We start from the raw sequence: 24,113 nt of genomic DNA, 5'->3' as shown, positions 1-24,113 counted from the left end.
AGCGCGTGCTTGCGCTTACAGGCGGAAGACGCCGAAGCGGGTGGTCTCGACCGGGGCGCTGAGCGAGGCCGACAGGGCCAGGGCCAGCACCTCACGGGTCTGGGCCGGGTCGATGACCCCGTCGTCCCACAAGCGGGCGCTGGCGTAGTACGGATGGCCCTGGCGTTCGTACTGCTCGCGCACCGGCGCCTTCAGGCGCTCATCGTCGTCGTCGCTCCAGTCCTCGCCTTTCTGCTCGCGCTTGACCGTGGCCAGCACGCCGGCCGCCTGTTCGCCGCCCATGACCGAAATGCGTGCGTTCGGCCACATCCACAGCAGGCGCGGGCCGAAGGCGCGGCCGCACATGCCGTAGTTGCCGGCGCCGAACGAGCCGCCGATCAGTACCGTGAACTTGGGCACCCGGGCGCAGGCGACTGCCGTGACCAGCTTGGCGCCATCCTTGGCGATGCCGCCGTGCTCGTACTTCTTGCCAACCATGAAGCCGGTGATGTTCTGCAGGAACAGCAGCGGAATGCCGCGCTGGCAGCACAGCTCGATAAAGTGGGCGCCTTTTTGTGCCGACTCGCTGAACAGGATGCCGTTGTTGGCGATGATGCCGATCGGCCAGCCGTCCAGCCGGGCGAAGCCGCAGACCAGCGTGCTGCCGTAGTTCTGCTTGAACGGATCGAATTCGCCGTCGTCGACCAGCCGGACGATGATTTCGCGCACATCGAACGGGGTCTTGCTGTCGGTCGGGATGACGCCGTACAGCTCGGCGGGATCGTGGCGCGGCGGGCGTGGCGTGGCGCGGGCCAGCTCGCCCTGCTTGCGCCAGTTCAGGTTGGCGACGCAGCGACGGGCAATGGCCAGGGCATGGGCGTCATTCTGCGCCAGATGGTCGGCCACGCCGCTGATGCGGGTATGGACATCGGCGCCACCCAGTTCCTCTGCGCTGACCACCTCGCCGGTGGCCGCGCGCACCAGTGGCGGCCCGCCGAGAAAAATGGTGCCCTGGTGGGCGACGATGATCGACTCGTCGGCCATGGCCGGCACGTAAGCGCCGCCGGCGGTGCACGAGCCCATCACCACCGCAATCTGCGGGATGCCGGCGGCACTGAGCGTGGCCTGGTTGTAGAAAATGCGGCCGAAGTGGTCGCGGTCGGGAAACACCTCGTCCTGCAGCGGCAGAAAGGCGCCGCCGGAGTCGACCAGATAGAGGCACGGCAGGCGGTTCTCGCGGGCGATGTCCTGGGCCCGCAGGTGCTTCTTGACTGTCATCGGGTAGTAGGTGCCGCCCTTGACCGTGGCGTCGTTGGCGACAATGACGCATTCGGTGCCGTGGATGACGCCGATGCCGGTAATCAGGCCGGCGCCCGGCGCGTCGTCACCGTACATGCCGAAGGCGGCCAGTTGCGACAGTTCGAGAAAGGCGCTGCCGGGATCGATCAGCAGGTCGATGCGTTCGCGCGGCAGCAGCTTGCCGCGCGCCACGTGCTTCTGCCGTGCGGCGTCGCCGCCGCCAAGCGCATTGACCGCCACGAGGGCACGCAGGTCGTCGACCAGCACGCGCATGCGGCTGGCGTTGCGCAGGAAATCGGCGGCGCGCGGATTGAGCGAGGATTCGATGATCGGCATGGTCCGCTGTCCTTTACTGGCGCTGGTCGGCCATCAGTTCGCGGCCGATCAGCCAGCGGCGGATTTCGCTGGTGCCGGCACCGATTTCATACAGCTTGGCATCGCGCAGCAGGCGCCCGGTCGGGTAGTCATTGATATAGCCGTTGCCGCCGAGGCACTGGATGGCATCGAGCGCCATCTGCGTCGCCCGCTCGGCCGCATACAGGATGGCGCCGGCGGCATCCTTGCGTACCCGGCGGCCGGCATGGCCGGCATCGAGCGCGCGGCCGACGGCGTACACATAGCTGCGGCTGGCCGACAGCGTCACGTACATGTCGGCCAGTTTGCCCTGCATCAGCTGGAAGTCGCCGATGGCCTGGCCGAACTGGCGCCGCTCGGCCAGATACGGTTCCACCACATCGAGGCAGGCCTGCATGATGCCGAGCGGCCCGGCAGCCAGCACCGCGCGTTCGTAGTCGAGCCCGCTCATCAGCACATTGACGCCGCCGCCAATCTCGCCCAGCACGTTCTCGACCGGCACTTCCACGTCATCGAAGAAAATCGGATAGGTGTTCGAGCCGCGCATGCCGAGTTTGTCGAGCTTGTTGCCGGCACTGAAGCCCTTGAACCCCTTTTCGACCACGAAGGCGGTAATGCCGCGCGGGCCGGCGTCGGGGTCGGTGCGCGCATAGACCACCAGCACGTCGGCATCGCCGCCATTGGTGATCCACATCTTGCTGCCGTTGAGCACGAAGCGGTCGCCGCGGCGCTCTGCGCGCAGTTTCATGCCGACCACGTCACTGCCGGCGTTCGGTTCGCTCATCGCCAGTGCGCCGACATGCTCGCCGCTGAGCAGACGGGGCAGGAAGCGGTGTTTCTGTTCGTCATTGCCGTTGCGGTGGATCTGGTTCACGCACAGATTCGAGTGGGCGCCATATGACAGCCCGACTGATGCGCTGGCGCGGCTGATTTCTTCCAGTGCCACCATGTGCGCCAGATAGCCGAGGCCGGCGCCGCCATGCTCTTCGTCGACGGTGACGCCGAGCAGGCCGAGATCGCCGAAACGGCGCCACAGTTCGGCCGGGAACAGATTGTCGCGGTCGATGTCGGCCGCACGCGGGGCAATCTCCTTGTCGGCAAAGGCGCGCACGCTGTCGCGCAGCAGGTCGAGGTCTTGTCCGAGCAGGTCGGGCAGTCGGTTCAGGCTCATCGGGGTCTCCTTGGGGGGCCGGCTTCGTGGTGTGCAGAATATGAATTACGCTTACGTTAACGTCAAGTGCGTGGTGCTATCGAAATCCGATTGCAATTCGCCATGCTTGTGACTTGACTTTAATTTACGTTAACGTAATGGTTAATTCAGCCGGGCGGCCATCGATATACTGACCAGACAGGCGGAAAGCCGCGGTCAGGGACGCCCGTTTCACTCACCGATGGAGGAGACGCCATCCGATGCCGCACCCCAGTTATGTCCATGGCGCCAGCGCCATTACGCTGATCGGCTTGCCGATCGGCCGCTATTTTGCCGACGCCTGCCGCCGCTACGCCGACCGGCCGGCCCTGATCGTGCCCTATCAGCACGTGCGCTGGACGTATGCCGAGCTGGCCGAACAGGTCGACCGGCTGGCCTGCTCGCTGATCCGGCTCGGGCTGCAGCCGGGCGAGCGGGTCGGCATCTGGTCGCAGAACAACAGCGAGTGGGTGCTGGCGCAGTTCGCCACCGCGCGTGCCGGGCTGGTGCTGGTCAATATCAACCCGGCCTATCGCCGTGCCGAGCTGGAGTACGCGCTGAACAAGGTCGGCTGCGCGGCGCTGATCGTGTCGCCGGGCTTCAAGAGCAGCGACTATCTGGACATGCTGTACGACCTGGCACCGGAGTGGAAGAACGGCACCCCGGGGCGGCTGTCGTCGGCGCGGCTGCCGAGCGTGCGGCTGGTGATCCGGCTCGGCGACAGCACCAGCCGCGGCATGCTGAATTTCTCCGCGCTGCTGACCGGGCCGGCTGATGGCGAGCGCGAGGCTCTGGAGACGCTGAACGAGCGGATCCAGTTCGACGACCCGGTCAATATCCAGTTCACATCCGGCACCACCGGCAGCCCGAAAGGGGCGACGCTGTCGCATCACAATATCCTCAACAACGGGTTTTTCGTTGCCGAGGCCATGCGACTGACGGCGGATGACCGGCTGTGCATCCCGGTGCCGCTGTACCACTGCTTCGGCATGGTGCTTGGCAATCTGGCCTGCCTGACCCATGGCGCGGCGATGGTGTATCCGTCCGAAGGGTTCGATCCGCTGGCCGTGCTGGAAACGGTCGAGCGCGAACGCTGCACGGCGCTGCATGGCGTGCCGACCATGTTTATCGGCATCCTCGATCATCCCGAATTCGACGAGTACGACCTGGCCAGCCTGCGTACCGGCATCATGGCCGGCAGTCCGTGCCCGACCGAAGTCATGCGGCGGGTGGTCGACGACATGCACATGCGCGAGGTCACCATTGTCTACGGCATGACCGAAACCAGCCCGGGCAGCTTCCAGAGCCAGACCGATACCCCGGAGGCGCGACGCGTGTCCACGGTCGGACTGGTGCATCCGCATGTCGAAGTGAAGATCGTCGATGGTGACGGCGGCATCGTGCCGCGCGGCGAAACCGGCGAACTGCTGACGCGCGGCTATTCGGTCATGCTCGGTTACTGGGGCGACGAGGCGAAGACGCGCGAGGCGATCGACGTCGCCGGCTGGATGCATACCGGCGACCTGGCTGTGATCGACGACGAGGGCTACTGCACCATCGTCGGCCGGGTCAAGGACATGGTGATCCGGGGCGGCGAGAACATCTATCCGCGCGAGATCGAGGAGTTTCTCTACCGCCATCCGGCGGTGCAGGATGTGCAGGTGATCGGCGTGCCGGATGCGCGGCTGGGCGAGGAACTGTGCGCCTGGATCAAGCTGCGGCCGGCGCAGACAATCAGCGAGGACGATATCCGCGACTTCTGCCGCGGCCAGATCGCCCACTACAAGATCCCGCGCTATATCGAATTCGTCGACAGCTTTCCGATGACCATCACCGGCAAGATCCAGAAATACATGATGCGCGACGCGATGAAGGAAAAGCTCGGCCTCGACGGCTGAGTCGCGCGCCAGACGCCGGCGCCGCCGGTCCGGTCAGCCATCGATCGGCAGCGCCAGCGTTTCCTTCACTTCTTCCATTACCACATAGCTGCGCGACTCGTTCGCACACGGCAGCTTCAGCAGGATGTCGCCGAGCAGGGAACGGTACAGCGACATGTCGGGAATCCGTGCCTTGATCAGATAGTCGAAGTCGCCCGAGACCAGGTGGCAGTCGAGTACATGCGGCAGCGTGACCACCTCACGCCGGAACGCCTCGAAAATCTCTCCCGATTTGGTCGACAGCCGGATCTCGACGAACACCAGCAGCGGCAGGCCGAGCGCCTTCGGATTGACCCGTGCCGCGTAGCCCTCGATGACCCCTTCCTTCTCCAGTCTGCGCACCCGTTCGGTACAGGGCGTGGTGGTCAGACCGACCCGTTCGGCCAGCTCGGTCATGGCGATGCGACCATCGCGCTGCAGCACGTCAAGGATGCGCCGGTCCATGCGATCAAGCTCTTTGACGCCCTGATAGCGAGTTCTCATGATAAGTCCTGAAAATTTCCAATTGAGCCTGCAACTACTATAGCCAATTCGCGTAGAACGGTGAAAATACCTGCAAGGTGGCCAATATACTATAGGAAATCACTGCCGGTTCCGGCAGGGTCATACAAGAACATATTCTGCACAAGCATAGAGGGCAGCAAGATGAAAGTCGTCGTTCTCGGCGGGGGCGTTATCGGGATTTCCACCGCGTATTATCTGGCACGCAGCGGCTGTGACGTGACCGTGGTCGAACGCGAGTCCGGCCCGGCGCTGGAAACCAGCTTCGGCAACGCAGGACAGATCTCCCCGGGATATTCGGCCCCGTGGGCGGCGCCCGGCATCCCGCTGAAAGCGGCCAAGTGGCTGTTCCAGCAGCATGCGCCGCTGGCCATCCGCCCGGACGGCACGCTGGCCCAGCTCAAGTGGATGAAGCAGATGCTGGTCAACTGCACCTCGGCGCGCTATGCGGTCAACAAGGCGCGCATGATGCGGCTGGCCGAATATAGCCGTGATTGTATCAAGGCGCTGCGGGAAGACACCGGTATTCACTACGAAGGTCGCCAGCTCGGCACGCTGCAGGTGTTCCGCACCCAGCAGCAGGTCGATGCGATGCAGAAGGATATCGCCGTGCTGGAAGAGTGCGGCGTGCCGTACAAGGTCTATGACCGCGACGGCATTGCCGCCGTCGAACCGGCGCTGGCACGGGTCAAGGACAAGCTGGTCGCCGCGCTGCAACTGCCGAACGACGAAACCGGTGACTGCAATCTGTTCACCATCGAGCTGGCCCGTCTGGCGGCCGAGCTCGGTGTCAACTTCCGCTGGAACACCCCGGTCGACAGCCTGCTGACCGACGGCAAGCGCATCCGCGGCGTGAAATCGGGCAGCGAGGTGATCGAGGGCGACCATTACGTCGTCGCCTTCGGCAGCTATTCGACTGCGTTCCTGAAGCCGCTGGGCATCGACATCCCGGTCTATCCGCTGAAAGGCTATTCGCTGACCGTTCCGATCACCAACCCGGACATGGCACCGATCTCGACCGTGATGGACGAAACCTACAAGATCGCCATCACCCGCTTCGACAACCGCATCCGCGTCGGCGGCATGGCCGAAATCGCCGGCTTCGACCTGAGCCTGAACCCGAAACGCCGCGCCACGCTGGAAATGTGTGTCGGCGACCTGTTTGCCGAGGGCGGCGACATTCCGGCCGCCACGTTCTGGACCGGCCTGCGGCCGATGACGCCGGACGGCACGCCGATCATCGGCGCGACCCGTTTCGCCAACCTGTCGCTGAACACCGGCCACGGTACGCTCGGCTGGACCATGAGCGCCGGCTCGGGCAAATTGCTCGCCGACCAGATTACCGGCCGCACGCCGGATATCTCGGCCGACGGGCTGTCGGTCGCCCGCTACGGCGCCCGCACTGTCGCGCCGGCGCGGTCCGGCGTCATGGCAAACCCGCACCCCGCTGTCTGATTGCGGCGGCGTCCGTTGCCGGCGACGGCAGCGGCGCCGATACCAGATGATCGGCCATCGCCTTGATGGCCGTTATCTGTGCGCCGCCCTTCCACGCGTAGTCCGCACCGCTATAGCCCCACCAGTCCCAGCAGCCGGACGGATTGACCATCGGCGTCGGGTCCACTTGCGGGTACAGAATCAGCAGATTGTTGCTGTCGGCCCAGCGGTTGTAGCCGGTGCGGGTGTAGAACAGATCCCCGATCGTCTTTGACGACTGCTTGCAGCCATGCAGCGCAATATGCACGCGGCAGGGTTCGCCCCGTTCGCAGGCACGCGGCACGTAGACATGGCCTTCGCTGGCCATCCGCGCCCGCCAGCTGGTGAACGGCTTCTGGTCGAAGGCGACCAGACGGCCGGCCGGGATGTCGGCCGATGGCGGTTTCAGCTCGGGATCGATCTGGGTGAGGATGGCGCCTGCCTGGTCATAGCCGTTGTCGTCCACCGCGCAGTGACTGATATAGGGCGTCTTGTTGGCATCGCACGCATTGCCGAAGGCGGGCGTGATCAGCGCATGGCCGGCCGGCAGCGTGCCCACATAGCGGCGCTGTGCGTCCGGCATGCCGGCCAGGCGCAGGAAGGCATCACCGGCTTCCACCGCCGCCGGCTGCACCACGCTGTCACTCGTGCCGCTGAACAGGTAGGCGCGGCGTTTGGCCAGATGGGACAGTGCATCGATCTGCCCCATCAGCTCGAAGGTTTCCGCCGAGGCGAGCAGCGCCGCCGGTGCCGGCGTCAGCCCGTTCATGCAACTGAGTGCGGTCGGCAGATTGCCCACCGCACAATAGTACGGGCCGCCGGCGACCACGCCGGCGCCCTTGACCGAAGCCGAGTTGGCGACCAGGTACTGGAAAGCCATGAAGGCGCCGGACGACAGCCCGGATACCGAAGACTGCGCCGCATCGCCATTGAAGGCCGGCAGCGGCTGGGCGGCAAAGGCGACGGGGGTCAGGGTGACAAGCAGGGTGGTCAGCAGCAGGTGGCGATGTCGTGACATGCACTTTTCTCCGTAAGATTTCAGGCTACCCCTTACAGATAGCCTGAAACCCGCCGGCACTCAAGGACAATGGCATTGTGCGACGCAAAATACGGCTCAGGACCGGGTCAGCTTGCGGAATACGCCCATCAGTTCCTCGATCGCCGCATCGCCTTCGCCGCCTTCGATCGCGCGTGACACACAGCCCTTGGCGTGGCTTTCCAGCAACTGCATCGCCAGCCCGTCCAGCGCCGACTTGACCGAGGCGATCTGCGTCAGCACGTCGACGCAGTAGCGGTCGTCGTCGATCATGCCGCTGATCCCGCGCACCTGGCCCTCGATGCGGTTCAGGCGGTGGATCAGCTTCTGCTTGTCAGCGCGGACGACCGTCTTGTCCGTGACCGGGTGGCACCCTTCATGCGACGTCAAAGCCGGCATCCTCGATGGCGCTGCGCAGCGTATCGGCGTTCTGTGCCGCAGGGTCGAATTCGACCGTGGCGCGGCCGATGGCGACGTCGGTGTGCTTGACGCCGGGCAGGGCTTCCAGCACCCGGGTGACGCTCTTGACGCATCCCTGGCACGTCATGCCGGAAATCGTGAGTTCGATGGTGTTCATGGTCTGCTCCTTGGTTGGGCAAGTGGGGTTAAAGGACAGGGTGGCAGTCAGCGTGGCTGACGGGTCCAGCGCCGCAGCAGCAGGGAATTGCTGACCACCGACACCGAACTGGCGGCCATGGCCGCGCCGGCAATGACCGGACTCAGCAGGCCGATGGCGGCCAGCGGAATGCCCAGGACGTTGTAGATAAAGGCGAAGAACAGGTTCTGGCGGATTTTCTTCATGGTTTTCCGCGACAGGTCGATCGCATCGGCCACCGACGACAGATCGCTCTGCATCAGCGTGATCTCGGCCGTCTCGATGGCGACATCGCTGCCGGCGCCCATGGCAAAGCCGACATCCGCGCAGGCCAGGGCCGGGGCATCGTTGACGCCATCGCCGGCCATGGCAACCACGCGACCTTCGCGGCGCAGTCCCTCGACGATGCGTGCCTTGTCGGCCGGCAGCACCTGCGCCTCGAAGCGTTCGATGCCGGCCTGCGCGGCAATGGCACGGGCGGTGGCGGCGTTGTCGCCGGTCAGCATGATCACGTCGACGCCCATCTGCCGCAAGCGGCGGACAGCGGCGGGCGATGTCTCGCGCAGGGCGTCGGCCATGCCGATCAGCCCGGCGGGCCGGCCGTCGACCTCAAGCACCACCACCGTGCGACCGGCAGCAGCCAGCCGGGTGGCCTGTTCGCGCAGCGCCTCGTCGGCGCCGATCCAGTCCGGGGTGCCGAGGCGCAGCGCCTGACCGCCACGCAGGCGGGCGGCAACGCCATGTCCGGCCTCGACCCTGAAATCGTCCACTGCCGCCGGCGCCAGGCCATCGGCCGCGGCGGCATCGAGCACCGCACGCGCCAGCGGGTGTTCGGACCCCTGTTCCACGCTGGCGGCGAGCTGCAGCACGCTGGCGCGGTCATGGCCGGCAAGGGCCTCGACATCGGTGACGACCGGCTGACCGCGGGTCAGCGTGCCGGTCTTGTCCACGACCAGTGTATTGATGTGTTCGGCGCGTTCCAGCGCCGACGCATTGCGGAACAGCAGACCGGCTGTCGCGCCGCGACCGATGCCGACCATGATGGCGGTCGGCGTGGCCAGGCCCAGTGCGCACGGGCAGGCAATGACCAGCACCGCGACCGCATGCATCAGGCTGGTGACACCGTCGCCGGTCAGCAGCAGCGTGACGACGAAGGTCAGCACCGCGATCGCCATCACCACCGGCACGAACACCCCGGAAATGCGGTCGGCCAGTTGCTGGATCGGCGCTTTCGAGCCTTGCGCCTCGCTGACCAGGCGAACGATCTCGGCCAGCCGGGTCCGCTCGCCGACACTGCCGGCACGGACCTTCAGCATGCCCTCGACGGTGCGGGTGCCGGCATAGACCGGGCTGCCGACCGCCTTGTTGACCGGCATGCTCTCGCCGGACAGCATGCTTTCATCCACTGCCGCCGTGCCGTCGCTGACTTCGCCATCGACCGGCAGTGCTTCGCCGTAGCGGACCACCACGATGTCGCCGGGCTGCAGGCTGGCGATCGGCACCTCGGTCAACTGGCCATCACGCTCGACCCGTGCGGTTTTGGGCTGCATGCCGAGCAGGGTCTCGATGGCGGCCGACGTGCGGCCCTTGGCACGTGCCTCCAGCAGCTTGCCGAGAATGACCAGAGTGATGACCGAGGCGCTGGCCTCGAAATACACATGCTGGTGTTCAAGCCCCAGCACGGTAATGACGGCGCTCATTGCGTAGGCAACGGTGGTGCCGGACGCAATCAGTACGTCCATATTGGCGCCACCGCCACGCAGGGCATGCCAGGCGCCGCGATAGAAGCGCCAGCCGGCCCAGAACTGCACCGGTGTCGCCAGCAGCAGCTGCAGCCAGCGCGGCAGCAGGCCTTCGTGACTGCCACCGAACATGGACACCATTTCCAGCCACAGCGGCAGCGTAAACAGCGCGGCGATGGCGAACTGGCGCAACTCCTGCTGGTAGGCGAGCTGTTTCTCCGCCTTGCGTGCAGCGCGGTCATCGCCGGCAAGCGGTCTGGCTTCATAGCCGGCCCGGGTGACGGCGGCGACCAGTGCATTCACGTCGGCGGTGCCGGGCAGCATGTCGACGCGGGCGGTTTCGGTGGCGAAGTTCACGCTGGCGCTGACGCCGGGCAGGCGGTTCAGCACCGTCTCGATGCGCTGGGCGCAGGCAGCGCAGGTCATGCCGGACAAGGCCAGCTCCACGCGCTCGGGCACGATGTCGAAGCCGGTTTTGCGTATGGTGTCGACCACGGTAGCCAGCGGCACGCTGTCGTCACGGGTGACCACGGCGCTTTCGGTGGCGAAGTTGACCTGTGCGCTGACACCGTCGAGCGCATTCAGCCGCTTCTCGATGCGGATGGCGCAGGCAGCGCAGCTCATGCCGCTGATGGGAAAGACTGTCGAAGTGCTCATTGCATAGCCCTGTGGGGTATGTGTGTGAGTGGACTATATACCCTGGCACCCTATATGAACAAGCTGTGTTCCGAACCGGGCCCGCCCGCCCTGGTGGCCTGCTGCAAATAAAACGGGGGACTGCCGTCTCCGGCAGTCCCCCGTTCAGCGGGGATGTTTGCTGGTACCCCTGCAGTTCAGCCGCTCTTTCAGTCGAAAATCTCTTCCCAGAACGACTTGCGACGTTTGCCATACTGCTTGTCGCCATGCTTGTCATAACCGTGTTGCGGGTAGCCTTGCTGTTGTGGGTAGCCCTGCTGCGGTTGGGCATGGTGTGACGGTTGTGGTGGCGGCGGTGCCATTTGCGGCGCGCTGGCGGCGGACAGTTGCTGCTGCGAGCGCTCGATGATCTTGTCGAGCTCGCCGCGATCGAGCCATACGCCACGACACTGCGGGCAATAGTCGATCTCCACGCCCTGGCGATCGCTCATGACCAGGGTGGCATCCGGGCAGACGGGACATTTCATGATGGCATTCCTTGTGTGAAAACAGGGGGACGCTGCCGGGGCTCAGCGGTGGCGGAGCAGCCGCAGGCCATTGCCGACCACCAGCAGGCTGGCGCCGACATCGGCGAACACGGCCATCCACATGGTGCCCATGCCGGACAGCGTCAATACCAGGAATATCGCCTTGATACCTAAAGCCACGCTTATGTTCTGCACCAGAATGTTGTGAGTGGCGCGCGACAGGCGGACAAAAGCCGGCAATTTGCGCAGGTCATCGTTCATCAGCGCCACGTCGGCGGTCTCGATGGCGGTGTCGCTGCCGGCCGCGCCCATGGCGAAGCCGATGTCGGCGCGGGCCAGCGCCGGCGCATCGTTGATGCCGTCACCGACCATGCCGACCGATGCATCCCGGGCCAGCAGCGACTCGATGGCGGCCAGCTTGTCGGCGGGCAACTGGTTGCCGCGTGCCTCGTCAATGCCGACCTGGCCGGCAATGGCGGTCACGGTATGCTGGTTGTCGCCGGACAGCATCAGCGTGCGCACACCCAGCGCATGCAACTGGGCAATCGCCTCGCGGCTTTCCGGCCGCAGCGTGTCGGCGACCGCGAACAGGCCGAGCACTTCGTGTTCGCTGGCCAGCAGCACCGTGCTCTTGCCGGCGGTCTCGAAGGCCTGCAACTGTGCCTCGATGGCCGGTGAGCACACGCCGCGTTCCTCGATCAGCCGGTGATTGCCCAGCCAGTATGTCTGTCCGTCGATGGTGCCGTGCACGCCGCGGCCGGGCAGGGCGGTAAACCCGTCCACCGGGGCGGCCAGTTCGCTGCGGCCATCGGCAATTGCCTGCGAAACCGGGTGGTCCGACCGGGTGGCCAGCGAGACGGCCAGTCGCTCGGCATGGGCCGGCGGGGTATCCCCCTGCGGGGCGAAGTCGGTACGCACCGGCCGGCCGGCTGTCAGCGTGCCGGTCTTGTCCAGCGCGATCCAGCCCAGGCGGCGACCCTGTTCCAGATAGGTGCCACCCTTGATCAGGATGCCGCGTCGCGCGGCCAGCGCCAGCCCGCTGACAATGGTCACCGGGGTGGAAATGACCAGGGCGCACGGGCAGGCGATGACCAGCAGCACCAGCGCGCGATAACTCCATTCCAGCCAGGCGCCGCCGGACAGCAGCGGCGGCAGCAGGGCCACCAGGATGGCGAACACCAGCACCGCCGGCGTATAGATGGCCGCGAAGCGGTCGACAAAGCGCTGGGTCGGCGCCCGTGCCCCCTGGGCTTCCTCGATGGCGTGGATGATGCGCGCCAGCGTGCTGTTGCCGCCGGTCGCCGTCACCCGGTACACCAGTTCGCCCGAGGTGTTGACCGTGCCGGCAAACAGCGTGTCGCCGATGCCTTTTTCCACCGGCAGGCTTTCGCCGGTGATGGCGGCCTGGTCGACGGCGGACTGGCCGCTTTCCACCTCGCCATCCAGTGCGACGCGCTCGCCGGGGCGAACCCGGACCCGGGTGCCGACCGGCACCTGCGCGGCGTCACACTCGGCCCAGCCGTCAGCGGTTTCGACGCTGGCGGTCGGCGGCGACAGCGCCAGCAGACCACTGACCGCATTGCGGGCCCGGTCCAGCGAGCGCGCCTCGATCCACTCGGCCAGTGTGAACAGCACCATGACCATGGCGGCTTCCGGCCACTGGCCGATCAGCATGGCGCCGGTCACGGCGATGCTCATCAGGGCATTGATGTTCAGGGTCAGATGGCGGATGGCGATCCAGCCCTTGCGATAGGTGCCGAGCCCGGCCAGCAGGATGGCCGCCACCGCCAGGGCGGCGATCAGCCAGTCGGGGCCGCCCCGGCTGAATTCGACCGCCTCGGCGGCGGCGGCAAATACGCCGGCCAGTGCCAGCGGCAGACCGCGCCGGACCGGGCCGGGCGCAGCCTGCGGGGCGGCATCGAGCGGTTCCGGCGTCAGGCCGAGCCCGCGCACCAGTGCCAGCAAGTCGTCCAGCGCCTGCGGCTGGTGAGCCAGGGTCAGCACGCGCTGCATCAGGTTGAAGCGCAGCCAGCCGACGGCCGGATGCGCGCCGAGCGCCTTGCGGATCAGTGCTTCCTCGGTCGGGCAGTCCATTTCGCCGATACGGACTGCGGTGATCACCATGCCCGGGGGAACCGGCTCGTCCGCCACGGTGATGACGGCCGGGGCATCGCTGCCGCAACTGCCGCAGCAGGCTGTCGGCGCCGGGGCGTGATCGTGTGCAGGGCCGTGCTCGTGTCCATGATCGTGTCCATGATCGTGTCCGTGGTGACGATCATGGTCATGATCGTGGTGATGATCCTGCCCGTCGTGCCGATGTGAGGTGTGTTGTGCCATGACGAAGTCCGGTGTGACCGCTAAGATGATCCTATTCCACACCGTGAAGTGGCTACAGGGTCAAGCCCGGTATTGCACTTCGTTCTCATCCCGGAGCGTTCATCATGAGAATCGGCGAACTTGCCCGCCAGGCCGGCTGCCCGGTCGAAACCGTGCGCTATTACGAACGCGAGGGGCTGCTGCCGCTGGCAAACCGCAGCGAAGGCAACAATTACCGCGTCTACGACCACACCCACCTGGAGCGGCTGTTGTTTATCCGCCGCTGCCGGGCGCTGGACATGACCCAGGACGAGATTCGCGTACTGCTGGCGGCGCTGGACAGCCCGGAGGCCGATTGCGAGACGGTCAACCGGTTGCTGGATGCGCATCTGGCGCATGTCGAAGCGCGGATTGCCGAGCTCGACCGTCTGCGCGGACAGCTCGAATCGCTGCGCCAGGCATGCCGGACCGCCAGTGCCGCGCGCGACTGCGGGATCCTGCAGCAGCTCAATCGTGCCGGCGAGACACCGGCCTCACCGGCTGCCGATGGCGACCACAGCCATATTCCGGGTGTGCATCATCGCTAGCCGGCAGGCAGGTTGACCGCATATCCTGCCGGTAGACGGGTGAAAAACGGTGAATCTTTGTGCCGGATGCCGTTAATGACACACATCGTGCTGCATGAAGTGATTCATGATTATTTTTGACCTCGATTTCAGCATGATCATCCAGCAATGACGGGTTTTGAGCCGGGTTTTCCGGCTTGCAGCAAGGCGACTGCAACGAAATAGCCTTTTTTGCGTACCGGAGGCAATTAAGTCCGGAGAAGGGCGCAAACCGTGCACGGGTTTTGCAATAAAATTGCCCGCGATTTAATGTGCATATGCCATTGCGCGTATTTCCCCAACGGGGCACACCGTCACACACCCTGTGAGGGGTGCCCCTTGTGAACCCATTACCCGGAAACGATCATGATCCCTGTGTCCCGTCGTATTGCCCTGAGTTGTCTGGCCGCCGGCGTGCTGGCCGCGTTTACGCTTCCCGCCATGGCGGCTGAACAGAAATCCGTCGCGGTGACGTCCATCGTCGACCACCCGGCGCTGGATGCCGCCCGCAAGGGGGTCGAGGACGAACTGAAAGCCGCCGGCTTCGAACCGAACAAGCAGATCAAGTACCAGTACCAGAGCGCCCAGGGCAACACGGCGACCGCGGCGCAGATTGCGCGCAAATTCATCGGCGACAAGGCCGACGTGATCGTCGCCATTGCCACGCCGAGCGCACAGGCCGCCGCTGCCGCGACCAAGACCATCCCGGTGGTGTTCACCGCTGTGACCGACCCGGTCGCAGCCAAGCTGGTGCCGGGCTGGAAGCCCAGCGGCACCAACGTGACCGGCGTGTCCGACATGCTGCCGCTGGAACCGCAGATCGACCTGATCCTGAAGGTCAAGCCGGGCGCGAAGCGCGTCGGCATGGTCTACAGCCCGGGCGAAGTGAACTCGGTCATCGTGGCCAAGGAACTGAAGGCCGCCCTGGCCAAGCGCGGCATGACGCTGGTCGAGGCCGCTGCGGCCCGTACCGTCGACGTCGCACCGGCGGCCAAGAGCCTGATCGGCAAGGTCGACGTGATCTACACCTCGACCGACAACAATGTGGTGTCGACCTATGAGTCGCTGGTGCGCGTCGCCAGCGATGCCAAGATCCCGCTGATCGCCGCCGACACCGATTCGGTCAAGCGTGGTGCCGTCGCGGCGCTGGGCATGAACTACTACGACATGGGTCGCCAGACCGGCAAGATCGTCGTTCGTCTGCTGAAGGGCGAGAAGGCTGGCAGCATTGCGCCGGAGAAGGGCAGCAAGACCGCGCTGATGGTCAATCCGGCCGCGGCGCAGAAGCAGGGGGCGACGCTGTCGCCGGCCCTGCTGAAGGAAGCCAAGGACGTGGTGAAGTAAGACCGGCCGGGCGGAAGCCGGCCTGCGCCGCCTTCCGCCCCCGTCGCAGCTTCCGTAGTGCCCGGCCCGCAGCGGTCCGGCTTTGTTGTTTGATTCGAGGTTTGCATGTCGTTCATTTCCGTCATGGGTGCGCTGGAAATCGGCCTGATTTTTGCGCTGGTCGCACTTGGCGTGTTGATTTCCTTCCGTATCCTGAATTTCCCCGACCTGACCGCCGACGGCAGCTTTCCGCTTGGCGGCGCCGTGGCGGCGACCCTGATCGCCGGCGGGCATGACCCGTGGCTGGCGACCGGCCTGGGCACCCTGGCCGGCGCCGGCGCCGGCTTTGTCACCGGCTGGCTCAATGTGCGGCTGAACATCCTGCAGTTGCTGGCCAGCATCCTGGTGATGATCGCGCTGTACTCGATCAACCTGCGCATCATGGGGGCGCCGAACGTGCCGCTGATCGGCGAACCGACCGTGTTCGCCCCGTTCGTGACCGAAGGCAGCGAAAGCGCCTACTGGATTCAGCCGCTGGTGCTGGCCTGCGTGGTGGTCATTGCCAAGCTGGCGCTGGATGCGTTCTTTGCGTCGCAGGCCGGTCTGGCCATGCGTGCCACCGGCGCCAACCCGCGCATGGCCCGCTCGCAGGGCATTTCGACCGACCGCGCCACGCTGCTCGGCATGGCCATCTCCAACGCGCTGATCGCGCTGGCCGGGGCACTGTATGTGCAGACCCAGGGCGGTTCGGACATCTCGATGGGCATCGGCACCATCGTCGTCGGTCTGGCGGCGGTCATCATCGGCGAAACGCTGATTCCGAGCCGCTCGCTGTGGGTGGTGACGCTGGCGGCCGTGATCGGCGCCATCCTGTACCGGCTGTTTATCGCCGTGGCGCTGACGGCCGACTTCATCGGTCTGCAGGCACAGGACCTGAACCTGATTACTGCCGTGCTGGTCGGCTTTGCCCTGGTGCTGCCGACGCTGAAATCGCGGGTACGGAAATCCCTCGGAGGGCGCGGAAAATGATGCAGGCCACTGGACTGACCAAAACTTTCAATCCCGGCACGCCGATCGAAAACCGGGCGCTGCGCGGACTGGACCTGTCGATCCCGGCCGGCCAGTTCGTTACTGTCATCGGCAGCAACGGTGCCGGCAAGTCGACCTTCCTGAATGCCATCAGCGGCGACCTGATCGTCGATGAGGGCACGCTGTCCATCGACGACAGGGACGTGACCCGGCTGAATGCCTGGCAGCGTGCCGGACTGGTTGCCCGCGTGTTCCAGGACCCGATGGCCGGTACCTGCGAAGGGCTCAGCATCGAGGAAAACCTGTCGCTGGCCTGGCAGCGCGGCGAACGCCGCGGTCTGGGCCGCGCGGTGACGCCGGCGCTGCGCGAGATTTTCCGCGACAAGCTGTCCATTCTGAAGCTCGGGCTGGAAAACCGTCTGACCGACCGCATGGGCCTGCTGTCCGGCGGCCAGCGCCAGGCGGTCAGCCTGCTGATGGCGTCGCTGAAGCCGTCGCGCATCCTGCTGCTCGACGAGCACACCGCGGCGCTCGATCCGAAGACCGCCGCCTTCGTGCTGGAGCTGACCGACCAGATCGTGAAGTCGAACCAGCTGACCACACTGATGGTCACCCACTCGATGCGCCAGGCACTCGACCACGGCGACCGGACGGTGATGCTGCATCAGGGTCGGGTGGTGCTGGACGTCAGTGGCGAGCAGCGGGCAAAGATGGACGTGCCCGATCTGCTGGCGCTGTTCGAGCGTACGCGCGGCGAAGTGCTGGCCGACGATGCGCTATTGCTTGGCTAAGCCATGTTTAGCCACGACAATGCCCGGTACGCGCCGGGCATTGTTCATTCATGCCAATGGTGTTGCGGCTTGCCGTAGATCAGAAGTCTTGAGCTATGACTTGAGGCATTGTCTGACGAACGGCAGAATGAATGAAAATTACATGAGGCGACGGTGTGAGCATCCATTTTGAGCTTGGTGGCGAGCAGAAGGCGAAGAGCAGTCAGATTCTGGTCCGTTACGAGCCGGTCGAGGATCCACCGTCGGTACCGCCGGACCGGAACCGCGTGCTGGACGGGCTGCTGGCCAAGGGCTGGAAGGATGCGGCACTGGACGATGTGGCGCTGAAAGCCTTCGTCAATCGCTGCCAGACCGAAAAGGGCGTGATCGCCGCCGCGATCGGCGAGGTGCAGGACGGCGTCTGCGAAGTCAGTGTCGCCGAAGACTCGATGAGTGCCTGGCTGACCATCGTGCCGCCGGCCGGTGGCAAGCCGGTCACGCCGGAAGAAGTGCGCGATGCCATTCGCGCCCGGCGCATCGTACATGGTGTGCAGATGGATACGCTGCGCGCAGCCCTGGTGGCCGGCAGTTGCGACCGCAAGGTGATCGCTCGCGGCGAGCCGCCGACCTCCGGCCAGCCGACCCGTTTTACCAGTGTGCTGGAAGCACCGGTGACGCCGGGCGATGACGACGAATCCACCTCGGTCGACTACCGCAGCATGGGCGTGCTGGTGCTGGTCGGCGTCGGTACCCCGCTGATGCGGCGCAAGCCGGCGCGGCAGGGCCTGCCGGGCAAGGACGTGCTGGGCATGCCGGTGCCGGCCAGTCCGGTCATGGACCTGCCTTTCGCCAGCAGCCTGGTCGGCGTGGCGCCGGACCCGGCCGATCCCGACCTGCTGGTGGCGACCGTGGCCGGTTCGCCGTCGTTCCTGGACAAGGGGGTCAATGTCACCCAGGTGGTCGATGTGGCCGAGGTCGGCCTGACTTCCGGCAATATCGATTTTGACGGCACGCTGAATGTGAAGGGCGATATCCGCGCCGGCATGACCGTTCACGTCGGTGGCGACATTGTCGTCACCGGCACCATCGAGGCGGCCGAAGTGGTCGCCGGCGGCAATGTGTCGGTCAAGGGCGGCATCATCGGCAAATCCGGCGGAGCCGACACCGCCGTCATCCGTTGCGAAGGCAGCGTGGTCGCGCGCTTTATCGAGAGCGCGCGGATCGACGCTGGCGGCTGCGTGCGTGCCGAACGCGGCATCCGCCAGGCCGAGGTGAATGCCGGCGACAGCGTGCTGGTCGAATCGGGCGGCATCAGCGGTGGCAAGACCTGTGCATTGCAGCGCATTCAGGCCGCCGTCCTTGGACAGCCGTCCGGTCTGCCGACCGTGCTGCAGGCCGGTTTCCATCCCGGCGTGCAGGCCGCGCACCAGGAAGCCGAGCAGGCGCGCAAGCACAAGCTGGATGAGCTGGGCAAACTGCTGCAGGTGCTGATCTTCATGGAGCAGCACCGCGACAAGTCCACCCCGGAGATGCTGGAGAAAATCCAGCGCAGCATCGGGCAGATGAAGGGCGAACTGGCCGAGATCGGCTTCAGGCTGGCCGACCTCGAACAGCGGATGACACTGTCGGGCGGCGCCACGGTGGTGGCGGGCAAGCGCTTTCACGTCGGTGTCGAAATCCGCATCGGCCATCGGCGGCTGGTGATCGACGAGGACCGTATCGGCGGCAAGGCGTGGCTGAAAGGCTCGCAGGTCGAGATCGACTGAGTCGTCCGGAATCTGCGGTTTCGGCAGGCAGATCGTGTCGGGCAGACCGTCGAAGTGGCGGTCGCACGATGGTTGGAACGATGCTGTGCGCTTGATCCGGAAACCTGTTCTCCAGCACATTGCCGATGGCACATGGATGCCTTGAGACTTGGCCGGATACGCCGCTCAATCCGCGACGTAAATCATCCACGACACGCCGAAGCGGTCCTCGACCATGCCGAAACACGGTGAGAAAAAGGTCCTGGCCAGCGGCATCTGCACCTTGCCGCCATCGCCCAGTGCCGTGAACAGCCGCCCGGCCTCGGCCGGGTCGGCCGGCGTCAGCGACAGCGAGAAGCCCTGGAAGCTGGCCTGCCCCTGACAGTTGCCATCCGAGGCCATCAGCGTGGTGTCGCCGATGCGCAGGCTGGCATGCATGATCTTGTCTTCCGAGCCGGGAGGCATCATGCCGGGTGGAGGTGGCTCTGGGCTTTCCTTCATCCGCATCAGCTGGGTGAGCTCGGCACCCAGCGCGCCCTGATAGAACGCGAGGGCTTCTTCGCAGCGGCCGTTGAAAAACAGATAGGGCTGGATATGCATCATGATGTCTCCTGGTCTGAACGACGCCGGAGCCGGGCGGCTCCGCTTCCCGTTCTAGCCGATGACATGGCCCGTTGACGGGGCAGGCGACGAGCTGCACAGCCAGTGCACGATGCCGGTGCAACATTTCATTACCATTCATGCCTTAATGCACTGTGGCGGGGACGTGCATTCCATCGCATCATTGTTATGATGCTGGACTATTATGGGCGGCGCCTGTGGTGTGGCCACAGAAGACTCGCCCCTGTCGCTGGCCGGCGACACCATTTCCGGGAGGCTGCATGACCATCGTAAACAAACTCAGGATTTTCGCCGTCGTGACCTGCGGCATGCTCGGCATCGTGCTGCTGACGGTTTTTCTTGAGCTGGGCAAGGCGAAGGACGAACTGGAAACGGCAGGACGGCGTGACCTGTATACCCGCGAGCTGGTGGAGATCAAGGCCAGCGCCCTGTCGACCATCATGCTTGATCCGTCATTGCCGGAAACCGCAGCGGTCATGACGGATGCGGAAAAGACCATCGTCGACCGGCAGGGCAGGATCCTGGCGGCGATCAAGCGTCCGCAGGTGCGTGCCGAGTTGCAGAAGATCCTCGATGCCTGGCAGAAATACGACCAAGACAGCCAGGCGCTGATCCAGCTTGCCAAAACGGACGCGGCAGCGGCCAATGCCCGCCTCGTGCCGCTGTACAACGCGCAGTTCAAGCCGCTCGGCGAAGCACTGAACGCATTTATCGCTGCACGTTCCGACGAAGCCAGGAAAGGCAGCGCGTCGGCCATGGCCGCGTTCGATCGCGCTTACATGATCACGGTCGCCCTGCTGGCGCTGGCGGCGGTGGTCATCGTCGGCTTCGTGCTGGTGCTGTCGCGGTCGCTGCAGCGCAATCTGCGGCACATGCTCGACAAGCTGAAGCCGCTGAAGGAAGGCCATTTGCATGAACGGCTGCCGATCGCATCCCGCGATGAACTCGCGCAGATTGCCACCGGCGTGAACGAGTTTGTCGGTGAAGTGCAGCAGATCGTGCGCCAGGTTCACGACGGCGCTGACGAACTGACCGCGGCCAGCAGCCAGCTGGCGTCGACGGCGCAGCAGGTGGCGCTGAGTTCCAGCTCGCAGGCGGACTCGGCATCGTCTGTCGCGGCGGCGGTCGAACAGCTGACGGTCAGTGTGGCCTCGATCGCCGATACCAGTGACGAGGTGCGGGTACTGACCAGTACCAGTCTCGACAACGCGGACAAGAGCGGGCAGAGCATTCTGCTGCTGCAGGGCGAGATCGATCATGTCAAGGCTTCGGTCGAATCCATCGCCAGCGAGATCGAGTCGTTCATCGGCAATACCAATGCAATCAGCAACATGACGCAGCAGGTGCGCGAAATTGCCGACCAGACCAATCTGCTGGCGCTGAATGCGGCGATCGAAGCTGCGCGTGCCGGCGAGCAGGGACGGGGGTTCGCGGTGGTGGCGGACGAAGTGCGCAAACTGGCCGAGCGTTCCGCGCTGTCGGCTGGCGAAATTGCCTCGGTAACGCAGGTGCTGAACAGCCAGTCCGAGCAGGTGGTGAAAAGCATTTCCGTGGGGCTGGGCGCACTGGAAACCAGCCGGCAGTGCGTGCAGACCGTGACCGCATCGCTGGAACAGGCCAGCAGCTCGGTGCGCCAGGTCGGGGTCGGGGTCAGTCAGGTAGCGAGTTCGGTGCAGGAGCAGAAGGTCGCCAGCGCCGATATCGCCCGCTACGTGGAAAGCATTGCCCAGATGGCCGAGGAGAACAGCGCCGCCAGCCAGGAAAGCTCGACGGCGTCGGTGCGGCTGGAAACCCTGTCCGGCACGCTGAAAGGTGCCATCCGCCGCTTTACGGTGTAAGCCACGGGCCGCCGGAAGCCGGGTCGGGCTTCCGGCGGCCTGCCGTCAGTTGCGGATCGACGTGCCTTCCCACAGCAGCATCAGCGGGCTGATGCGGAAGTTCTGCACTTCCTTGCGGGTCGGCTTGTAGACGATCGAGTGCGCGATCGGGCTGAACGGCAGTTCCTTCATGAACACGGCCTGGGCCTTCGAGTACAGCTGGGTCCGCACCTTCGGGTCACTGTTCAGTTTGGCGTCGGTCACCAGCTTGTCGAACTGCGGATTGCACCACTGGGCGTAGTTGCTGCCGCCGATCGAATCGCAGGCCAGCAATGCGCCGAGCCAGTTGTCCGGATCGCCGTTGTCGCCCGACCAGCCATACAGCACTGCATCATGCTCGCCACGCTTGGCGCGCTTGTTGTACTCGCCCCACTCATAGCTGACGATATGGCTCCTGACACCGACCCGGGCCCAGTCTGCCTGGATCATCTCGGCCATGCGCTTGGCGTTCGGGTTGTACGGGCGCTGGACCGGCATCGCCCACAGCGCAATGTCCAGACCGGCCGGCACACCGGCCTTCTTCAGCAAGGCGGCCGCCTGTTTCGGGTCATGCCCCTGGCCCTTCAGTCTGGCATCGTAGCCCCACTGCGTCGGCGGCATCGGGTGATCGGCCAGGATGCCGGTTTCGCCATACAGTCCCTTGAGGATGGCCTGCTTGTCGATGGCCATGTCCAGCGCGCGGCGCACGTCGGTGCGGTCCAGCCATTTCTTCTTGGTATTGAACGCCAGATAGCCGATATTCAGCCCCGGCAGCGATTGCATGCGGATGTGCGGATCGCGCTTCAGCGTCTCGATGTCGGCCGGTTTCAGGTAGGCGGTGACATGACATTCGCCGGACTTGAGCTTCTGTGCGCGCACGGCCGAATCCGGCGTGATCGCATAGACCAGATTGTCGATCTTCACGTCCTTGCCGCGCCAGTAGGCCGGGTTTTTCGTGAAGCGGATGCTGGCATCCTTCTGGTAGCTGCGAAACTGGAACGGACCGGTACCGACCGGTTTCTGGTTGATGTCCTGCGGCGTGCCGCGTTTCAGCAGCTGGCCGGCGTACTCGGCCGACAGGATGCCGGCGAAATCGGTCGCGGTATCCTGCAGGAAGGCGGCGTTCGGCTGTTTCAGCACGAAGCGGACGGTATGGTCGTCGACCTTTTCCACCCGGTCGAGCATCTTGTCCAGGCCCAGGTCGGCGTAATACGGGAATTCGGTCGGGTAGGCCTTGCGGAACGGCTGGTTCGCGTCGGCGTAGCGCGTCCAGGTAAACACGACGTCGTCGGCATTGAAATCGCGCGTCGGCTTGAAATACGGCGTGGTGTGGAACTTGACGCCACGACGCAGGTGGAAGGTGTACACCTTGCCGTCGGGTGACACGGTCCAGCTTTCCGCCAGACCGGGGCGAATGCGGGTCGAACCCGATTCGAATTCGATCAGCCGGTTGTACACGGTACCGGACAGCGCCTGAAAGGTGATGCCGGACGTGTACTGGCCGGGATCGAAGCCTTCCGGACTGCCCTCGGAGCAGTAGATCAGCGTGCTGCCCATGGCCGGTGCGGCCGCGAGCAGGGACAGGGTCAATAAGCAGCGGGACAGGGTAGGGGCTGGCATGGCGGCATATCGTCAGGTCATGAAACGGGCTGACAGTGTATGCCCTGGCGCACCAATTGGGGGAGGGTCCCTTACCCTTTATGCCGAGATTGATCGCCGGCTTGCACGCCGTGCATGAAGCGGGGGGATCAGTAGCCGGGGGCAGCCGCTTCCTGCCGGTGCTGGGCGCTGATGGCTTTCTTCAGGCTCTTGTACAGATCCGGGTGAGTGCTGCGCAGGTAGTCGACCACTTCCAGGTCGTTGCGGCGGACCCGGGACAGATCGATCTGCTCGATATGGACCAGACGCAGCAGCTCGCGCACCGGCTTCGGCATTTCCCGTCCGGATTCGTAGCGCGAGCCACCGGACTGGGTCACGCCGACCCGGCCCCAGAATGTTTGCTGGTTCAGGCCAAGGCGGCGGCGGATTTCCCGCGGATTGTTGATCTTGGTGAAGTTGGGCATCGGCGGCTTTCGCAACGGGGTAGTGACGACACGGAAATCATACATCCGTATTTGTATGTATTCGCGAAATCGCCACACCTACTTGTAAATGGATGTTACCGCTGGCGGGATGTGCCGGATTCGGGCGTGTCGAGCGGCGAGATCTGCCGGGCCGCCCGCGCCGCCTGCACGGCACCATGCAGATGCTTGTACAGGTCCGGGTGCGCCTGCTGCAGATACTCGACGATGGCGAAGTCGTCATTGCGGATGCGCGACAGGTCGAGGCCTTCGACATGAACCAGACGCACCAGCTCGCGGACCGCCTTCGGCATGTCCCGACCGGACTCGTAGCGCGATCCACCGGACTGGGTCACGCCGACGCTGCCCCAGAATGCTTCCTGGTTGAGGCCGAGCTGGTGGCGGAGAAGACGCGGATTGGGGATCTTGTTGAACAGTTGCATCATGGGTCCTTTCGTGCGGCGCACTGCGCGCTGGATACGGTATGGATTCTGCCTGCACGGATGATGCGAAACGGTTA

General features: G+C 65.0%; 21 protein-coding genes. 8 read left to right on the top strand and 13 right to left on the bottom strand.

The window, feature by feature from the left end:
• Window positions 1-15: 15 nt before the first annotated feature.
• Window positions 16-1,614, bottom strand: coding sequence for a carboxyl transferase domain-containing protein (locus DFO50_RS06410; RefSeq protein ID WP_112692209.1), 1,599 nt, complete (start codon window positions 1,612-1,614; stop codon window positions 16-18).
• Window positions 1,615-1,627: 13 nt separating this feature from the next.
• Window positions 1,628-2,803 (bottom strand): isovaleryl-CoA dehydrogenase, encoded by a 1,176-nt coding sequence (locus tag DFO50_RS06405; RefSeq protein ID WP_107888532.1) that lies wholly within the window; start codon window positions 2,801-2,803, stop codon window positions 1,628-1,630.
• Window positions 2,804-3,042: 239 nt separating this feature from the next.
• On the opposite strand from DFO50_RS06405, the gene DFO50_RS06400 reads away from it, so the two are divergent.
• Entirely contained in the window at window positions 3,043-4,719 is a 1,677-nt protein-coding gene (locus tag DFO50_RS06400; RefSeq protein WP_112692208.1) for an AMP-binding protein, read from the top strand.
• Between the two features lie 33 nt (window positions 4,720-4,752).
• On the opposite strand, the gene DFO50_RS06395 is transcribed toward DFO50_RS06400, so the two are convergent.
• Window positions 4,753-5,241 carry a winged helix-turn-helix transcriptional regulator gene (locus DFO50_RS06395; protein WP_028498212.1) on the bottom strand — a complete coding sequence of 163 codons (489 nt, stop codon included), beginning with the start codon at window positions 5,239-5,241 and terminating at the stop codon, window positions 4,753-4,755.
• Between the two features lie 162 nt (window positions 5,242-5,403).
• Here DFO50_RS06395 and DFO50_RS06390 point away from each other — a divergent pair, with 162 nt between their 5' ends.
• Window positions 5,404-6,714 carry a D-amino acid dehydrogenase gene (locus tag DFO50_RS06390; protein ID WP_028498213.1) on the top strand — a complete coding sequence of 437 codons (1,311 nt, stop codon included), beginning with the start codon at window positions 5,404-5,406 and terminating at the stop codon, window positions 6,712-6,714.
• Here the strand turns inward: DFO50_RS06390 and DFO50_RS06385 are convergent.
• The 6 genes from DFO50_RS06385 to DFO50_RS06360 form a co-directional block, all read right to left on the bottom strand.
• On the bottom strand, window positions 6,686-7,750 hold the full coding sequence (locus tag DFO50_RS06385) for a PHB depolymerase family esterase (protein ID WP_051528662.1): 1,065 nt from the start codon (window positions 7,748-7,750) through the stop codon (window positions 6,686-6,688). The genes DFO50_RS06390 and DFO50_RS06385 overlap by 29 nt on opposite strands.
• 96 nt (window positions 7,751-7,846) lie before the next feature.
• Window positions 7,847-8,158 (bottom strand): metal-sensitive transcriptional regulator, encoded by a 312-nt coding sequence (locus tag DFO50_RS06380; protein ID WP_315383672.1) that lies wholly within the window; start codon window positions 8,156-8,158, stop codon window positions 7,847-7,849.
• Complete coding sequence (locus DFO50_RS06375; RefSeq protein WP_028498215.1) at window positions 8,145-8,345, bottom strand: heavy-metal-associated domain-containing protein; 201 nt, start codon at window positions 8,343-8,345, stop codon at window positions 8,145-8,147. Before DFO50_RS06375 ends, DFO50_RS06380 begins: the two co-directional genes overlap by 14 nt.
• A 47-nt stretch (window positions 8,346-8,392) precedes the next feature.
• On the bottom strand, window positions 8,393-10,762 hold the full coding sequence (locus DFO50_RS06370) for a heavy metal translocating P-type ATPase (RefSeq protein ID WP_112692207.1): 2,370 nt from the start codon (window positions 10,760-10,762) through the stop codon (window positions 8,393-8,395).
• Between the two features lie 188 nt (window positions 10,763-10,950).
• On the bottom strand, window positions 10,951-11,268 hold the full coding sequence (locus tag DFO50_RS06365; RefSeq protein ID WP_028498217.1) for a zf-TFIIB domain-containing protein: 318 nt from the start codon (window positions 11,266-11,268) through the stop codon (window positions 10,951-10,953).
• 42 nt (window positions 11,269-11,310) lie between these two features.
• Complete coding sequence (locus tag DFO50_RS06360) at window positions 11,311-13,392, bottom strand: cation-translocating P-type ATPase (protein ID WP_233495200.1); 2,082 nt, start codon at window positions 13,390-13,392, stop codon at window positions 11,311-11,313.
• Window positions 13,393-13,709: 317 nt separating this feature from the next.
• On the opposite strand from DFO50_RS06360, the gene cadR reads away from it, so the two are divergent.
• The 5 genes from cadR (at window position 13,710) to DFO50_RS06335 (ending at window position 19,077) form a co-directional block, all read left to right on the top strand.
• Entirely contained in the window at window positions 13,710-14,171 is a 462-nt protein-coding gene (gene cadR / locus DFO50_RS06355) for a Cd(II)/Pb(II)-responsive transcriptional regulator (RefSeq protein WP_028498219.1), read from the top strand.
• Window positions 14,172-14,555: 384 nt separating this feature from the next.
• Window positions 14,556-15,533 carry an ABC transporter substrate-binding protein gene (locus tag DFO50_RS06350; protein WP_028498220.1) on the top strand — a complete coding sequence of 326 codons (978 nt, stop codon included), beginning with the start codon at window positions 14,556-14,558 and terminating at the stop codon, window positions 15,531-15,533.
• Window positions 15,534-15,638: 105 nt separating this feature from the next.
• The gene (locus DFO50_RS06345) at window positions 15,639-16,541 is read left to right on the top strand and encodes an ABC transporter permease (RefSeq protein ID WP_028498221.1); all 903 of its coding nucleotides are present in this window, start codon (window positions 15,639-15,641) and stop codon (window positions 16,539-16,541) included.
• The gene (locus DFO50_RS06340) at window positions 16,538-17,332 is read left to right on the top strand and encodes an ABC transporter ATP-binding protein (RefSeq protein WP_028498222.1); all 795 of its coding nucleotides are present in this window, start codon (window positions 16,538-16,540) and stop codon (window positions 17,330-17,332) included. The genes DFO50_RS06345 and DFO50_RS06340 overlap by 4 nt, the downstream gene beginning before the upstream one ends.
• A 155-nt stretch (window positions 17,333-17,487) precedes the next feature.
• Window positions 17,488-19,077, top strand: coding sequence for a DUF342 domain-containing protein (locus DFO50_RS06335; RefSeq protein WP_107888528.1), 1,590 nt, complete (start codon window positions 17,488-17,490; stop codon window positions 19,075-19,077).
• A gap of 165 nt (window positions 19,078-19,242) precedes the next feature.
• On the opposite strand, the gene DFO50_RS06330 is transcribed toward DFO50_RS06335, so the two are convergent.
• Window positions 19,243-19,659 carry a VOC family protein gene (locus tag DFO50_RS06330; protein WP_233495199.1) on the bottom strand — a complete coding sequence of 139 codons (417 nt, stop codon included), beginning with the start codon at window positions 19,657-19,659 and terminating at the stop codon, window positions 19,243-19,245.
• 278 nt (window positions 19,660-19,937) lie between these two features.
• Here DFO50_RS06330 and DFO50_RS19115 point away from each other — a divergent pair, with 278 nt between their 5' ends.
• Entirely contained in the window at window positions 19,938-21,515 is a 1,578-nt protein-coding gene (locus DFO50_RS19115) for a methyl-accepting chemotaxis protein (RefSeq protein ID WP_107888527.1), read from the top strand.
• A 45-nt stretch (window positions 21,516-21,560) separates the two neighbouring features.
• On the opposite strand, the gene DFO50_RS06320 is transcribed toward DFO50_RS19115, so the two are convergent.
• From DFO50_RS06320 to DFO50_RS06310, 3 genes are all read right to left on the bottom strand, one after another.
• Complete coding sequence (locus DFO50_RS06320; protein ID WP_036385221.1) at window positions 21,561-23,153, bottom strand: ABC transporter substrate-binding protein; 1,593 nt, start codon at window positions 23,151-23,153, stop codon at window positions 21,561-21,563.
• A 128-nt stretch (window positions 23,154-23,281) separates the two neighbouring features.
• Window positions 23,282-23,596, bottom strand: a complete 315-nt coding sequence (locus DFO50_RS06315) for a DNA-binding transcriptional regulator (RefSeq protein ID WP_028498225.1) — start codon at window positions 23,594-23,596, stop codon at window positions 23,282-23,284.
• Window positions 23,597-23,691: 95 nt separating this feature from the next.
• Window positions 23,692-24,036, bottom strand: a complete 345-nt coding sequence (locus tag DFO50_RS06310) for a DNA-binding transcriptional regulator (protein ID WP_107890251.1) — start codon at window positions 24,034-24,036, stop codon at window positions 23,692-23,694.
• Window positions 24,037-24,113 lie beyond the last annotated feature (77 nt).

The sequence above is a fragment of the Microvirgula sp. AG722 genome (assembly GCF_003269145.1).
GTDB lineage: Bacteria > Pseudomonadota > Gammaproteobacteria > Burkholderiales > Aquaspirillaceae > Microvirgula > Microvirgula aerodenitrificans.
This window is presented reverse-complemented; position numbering and strand designations above follow the sequence as displayed.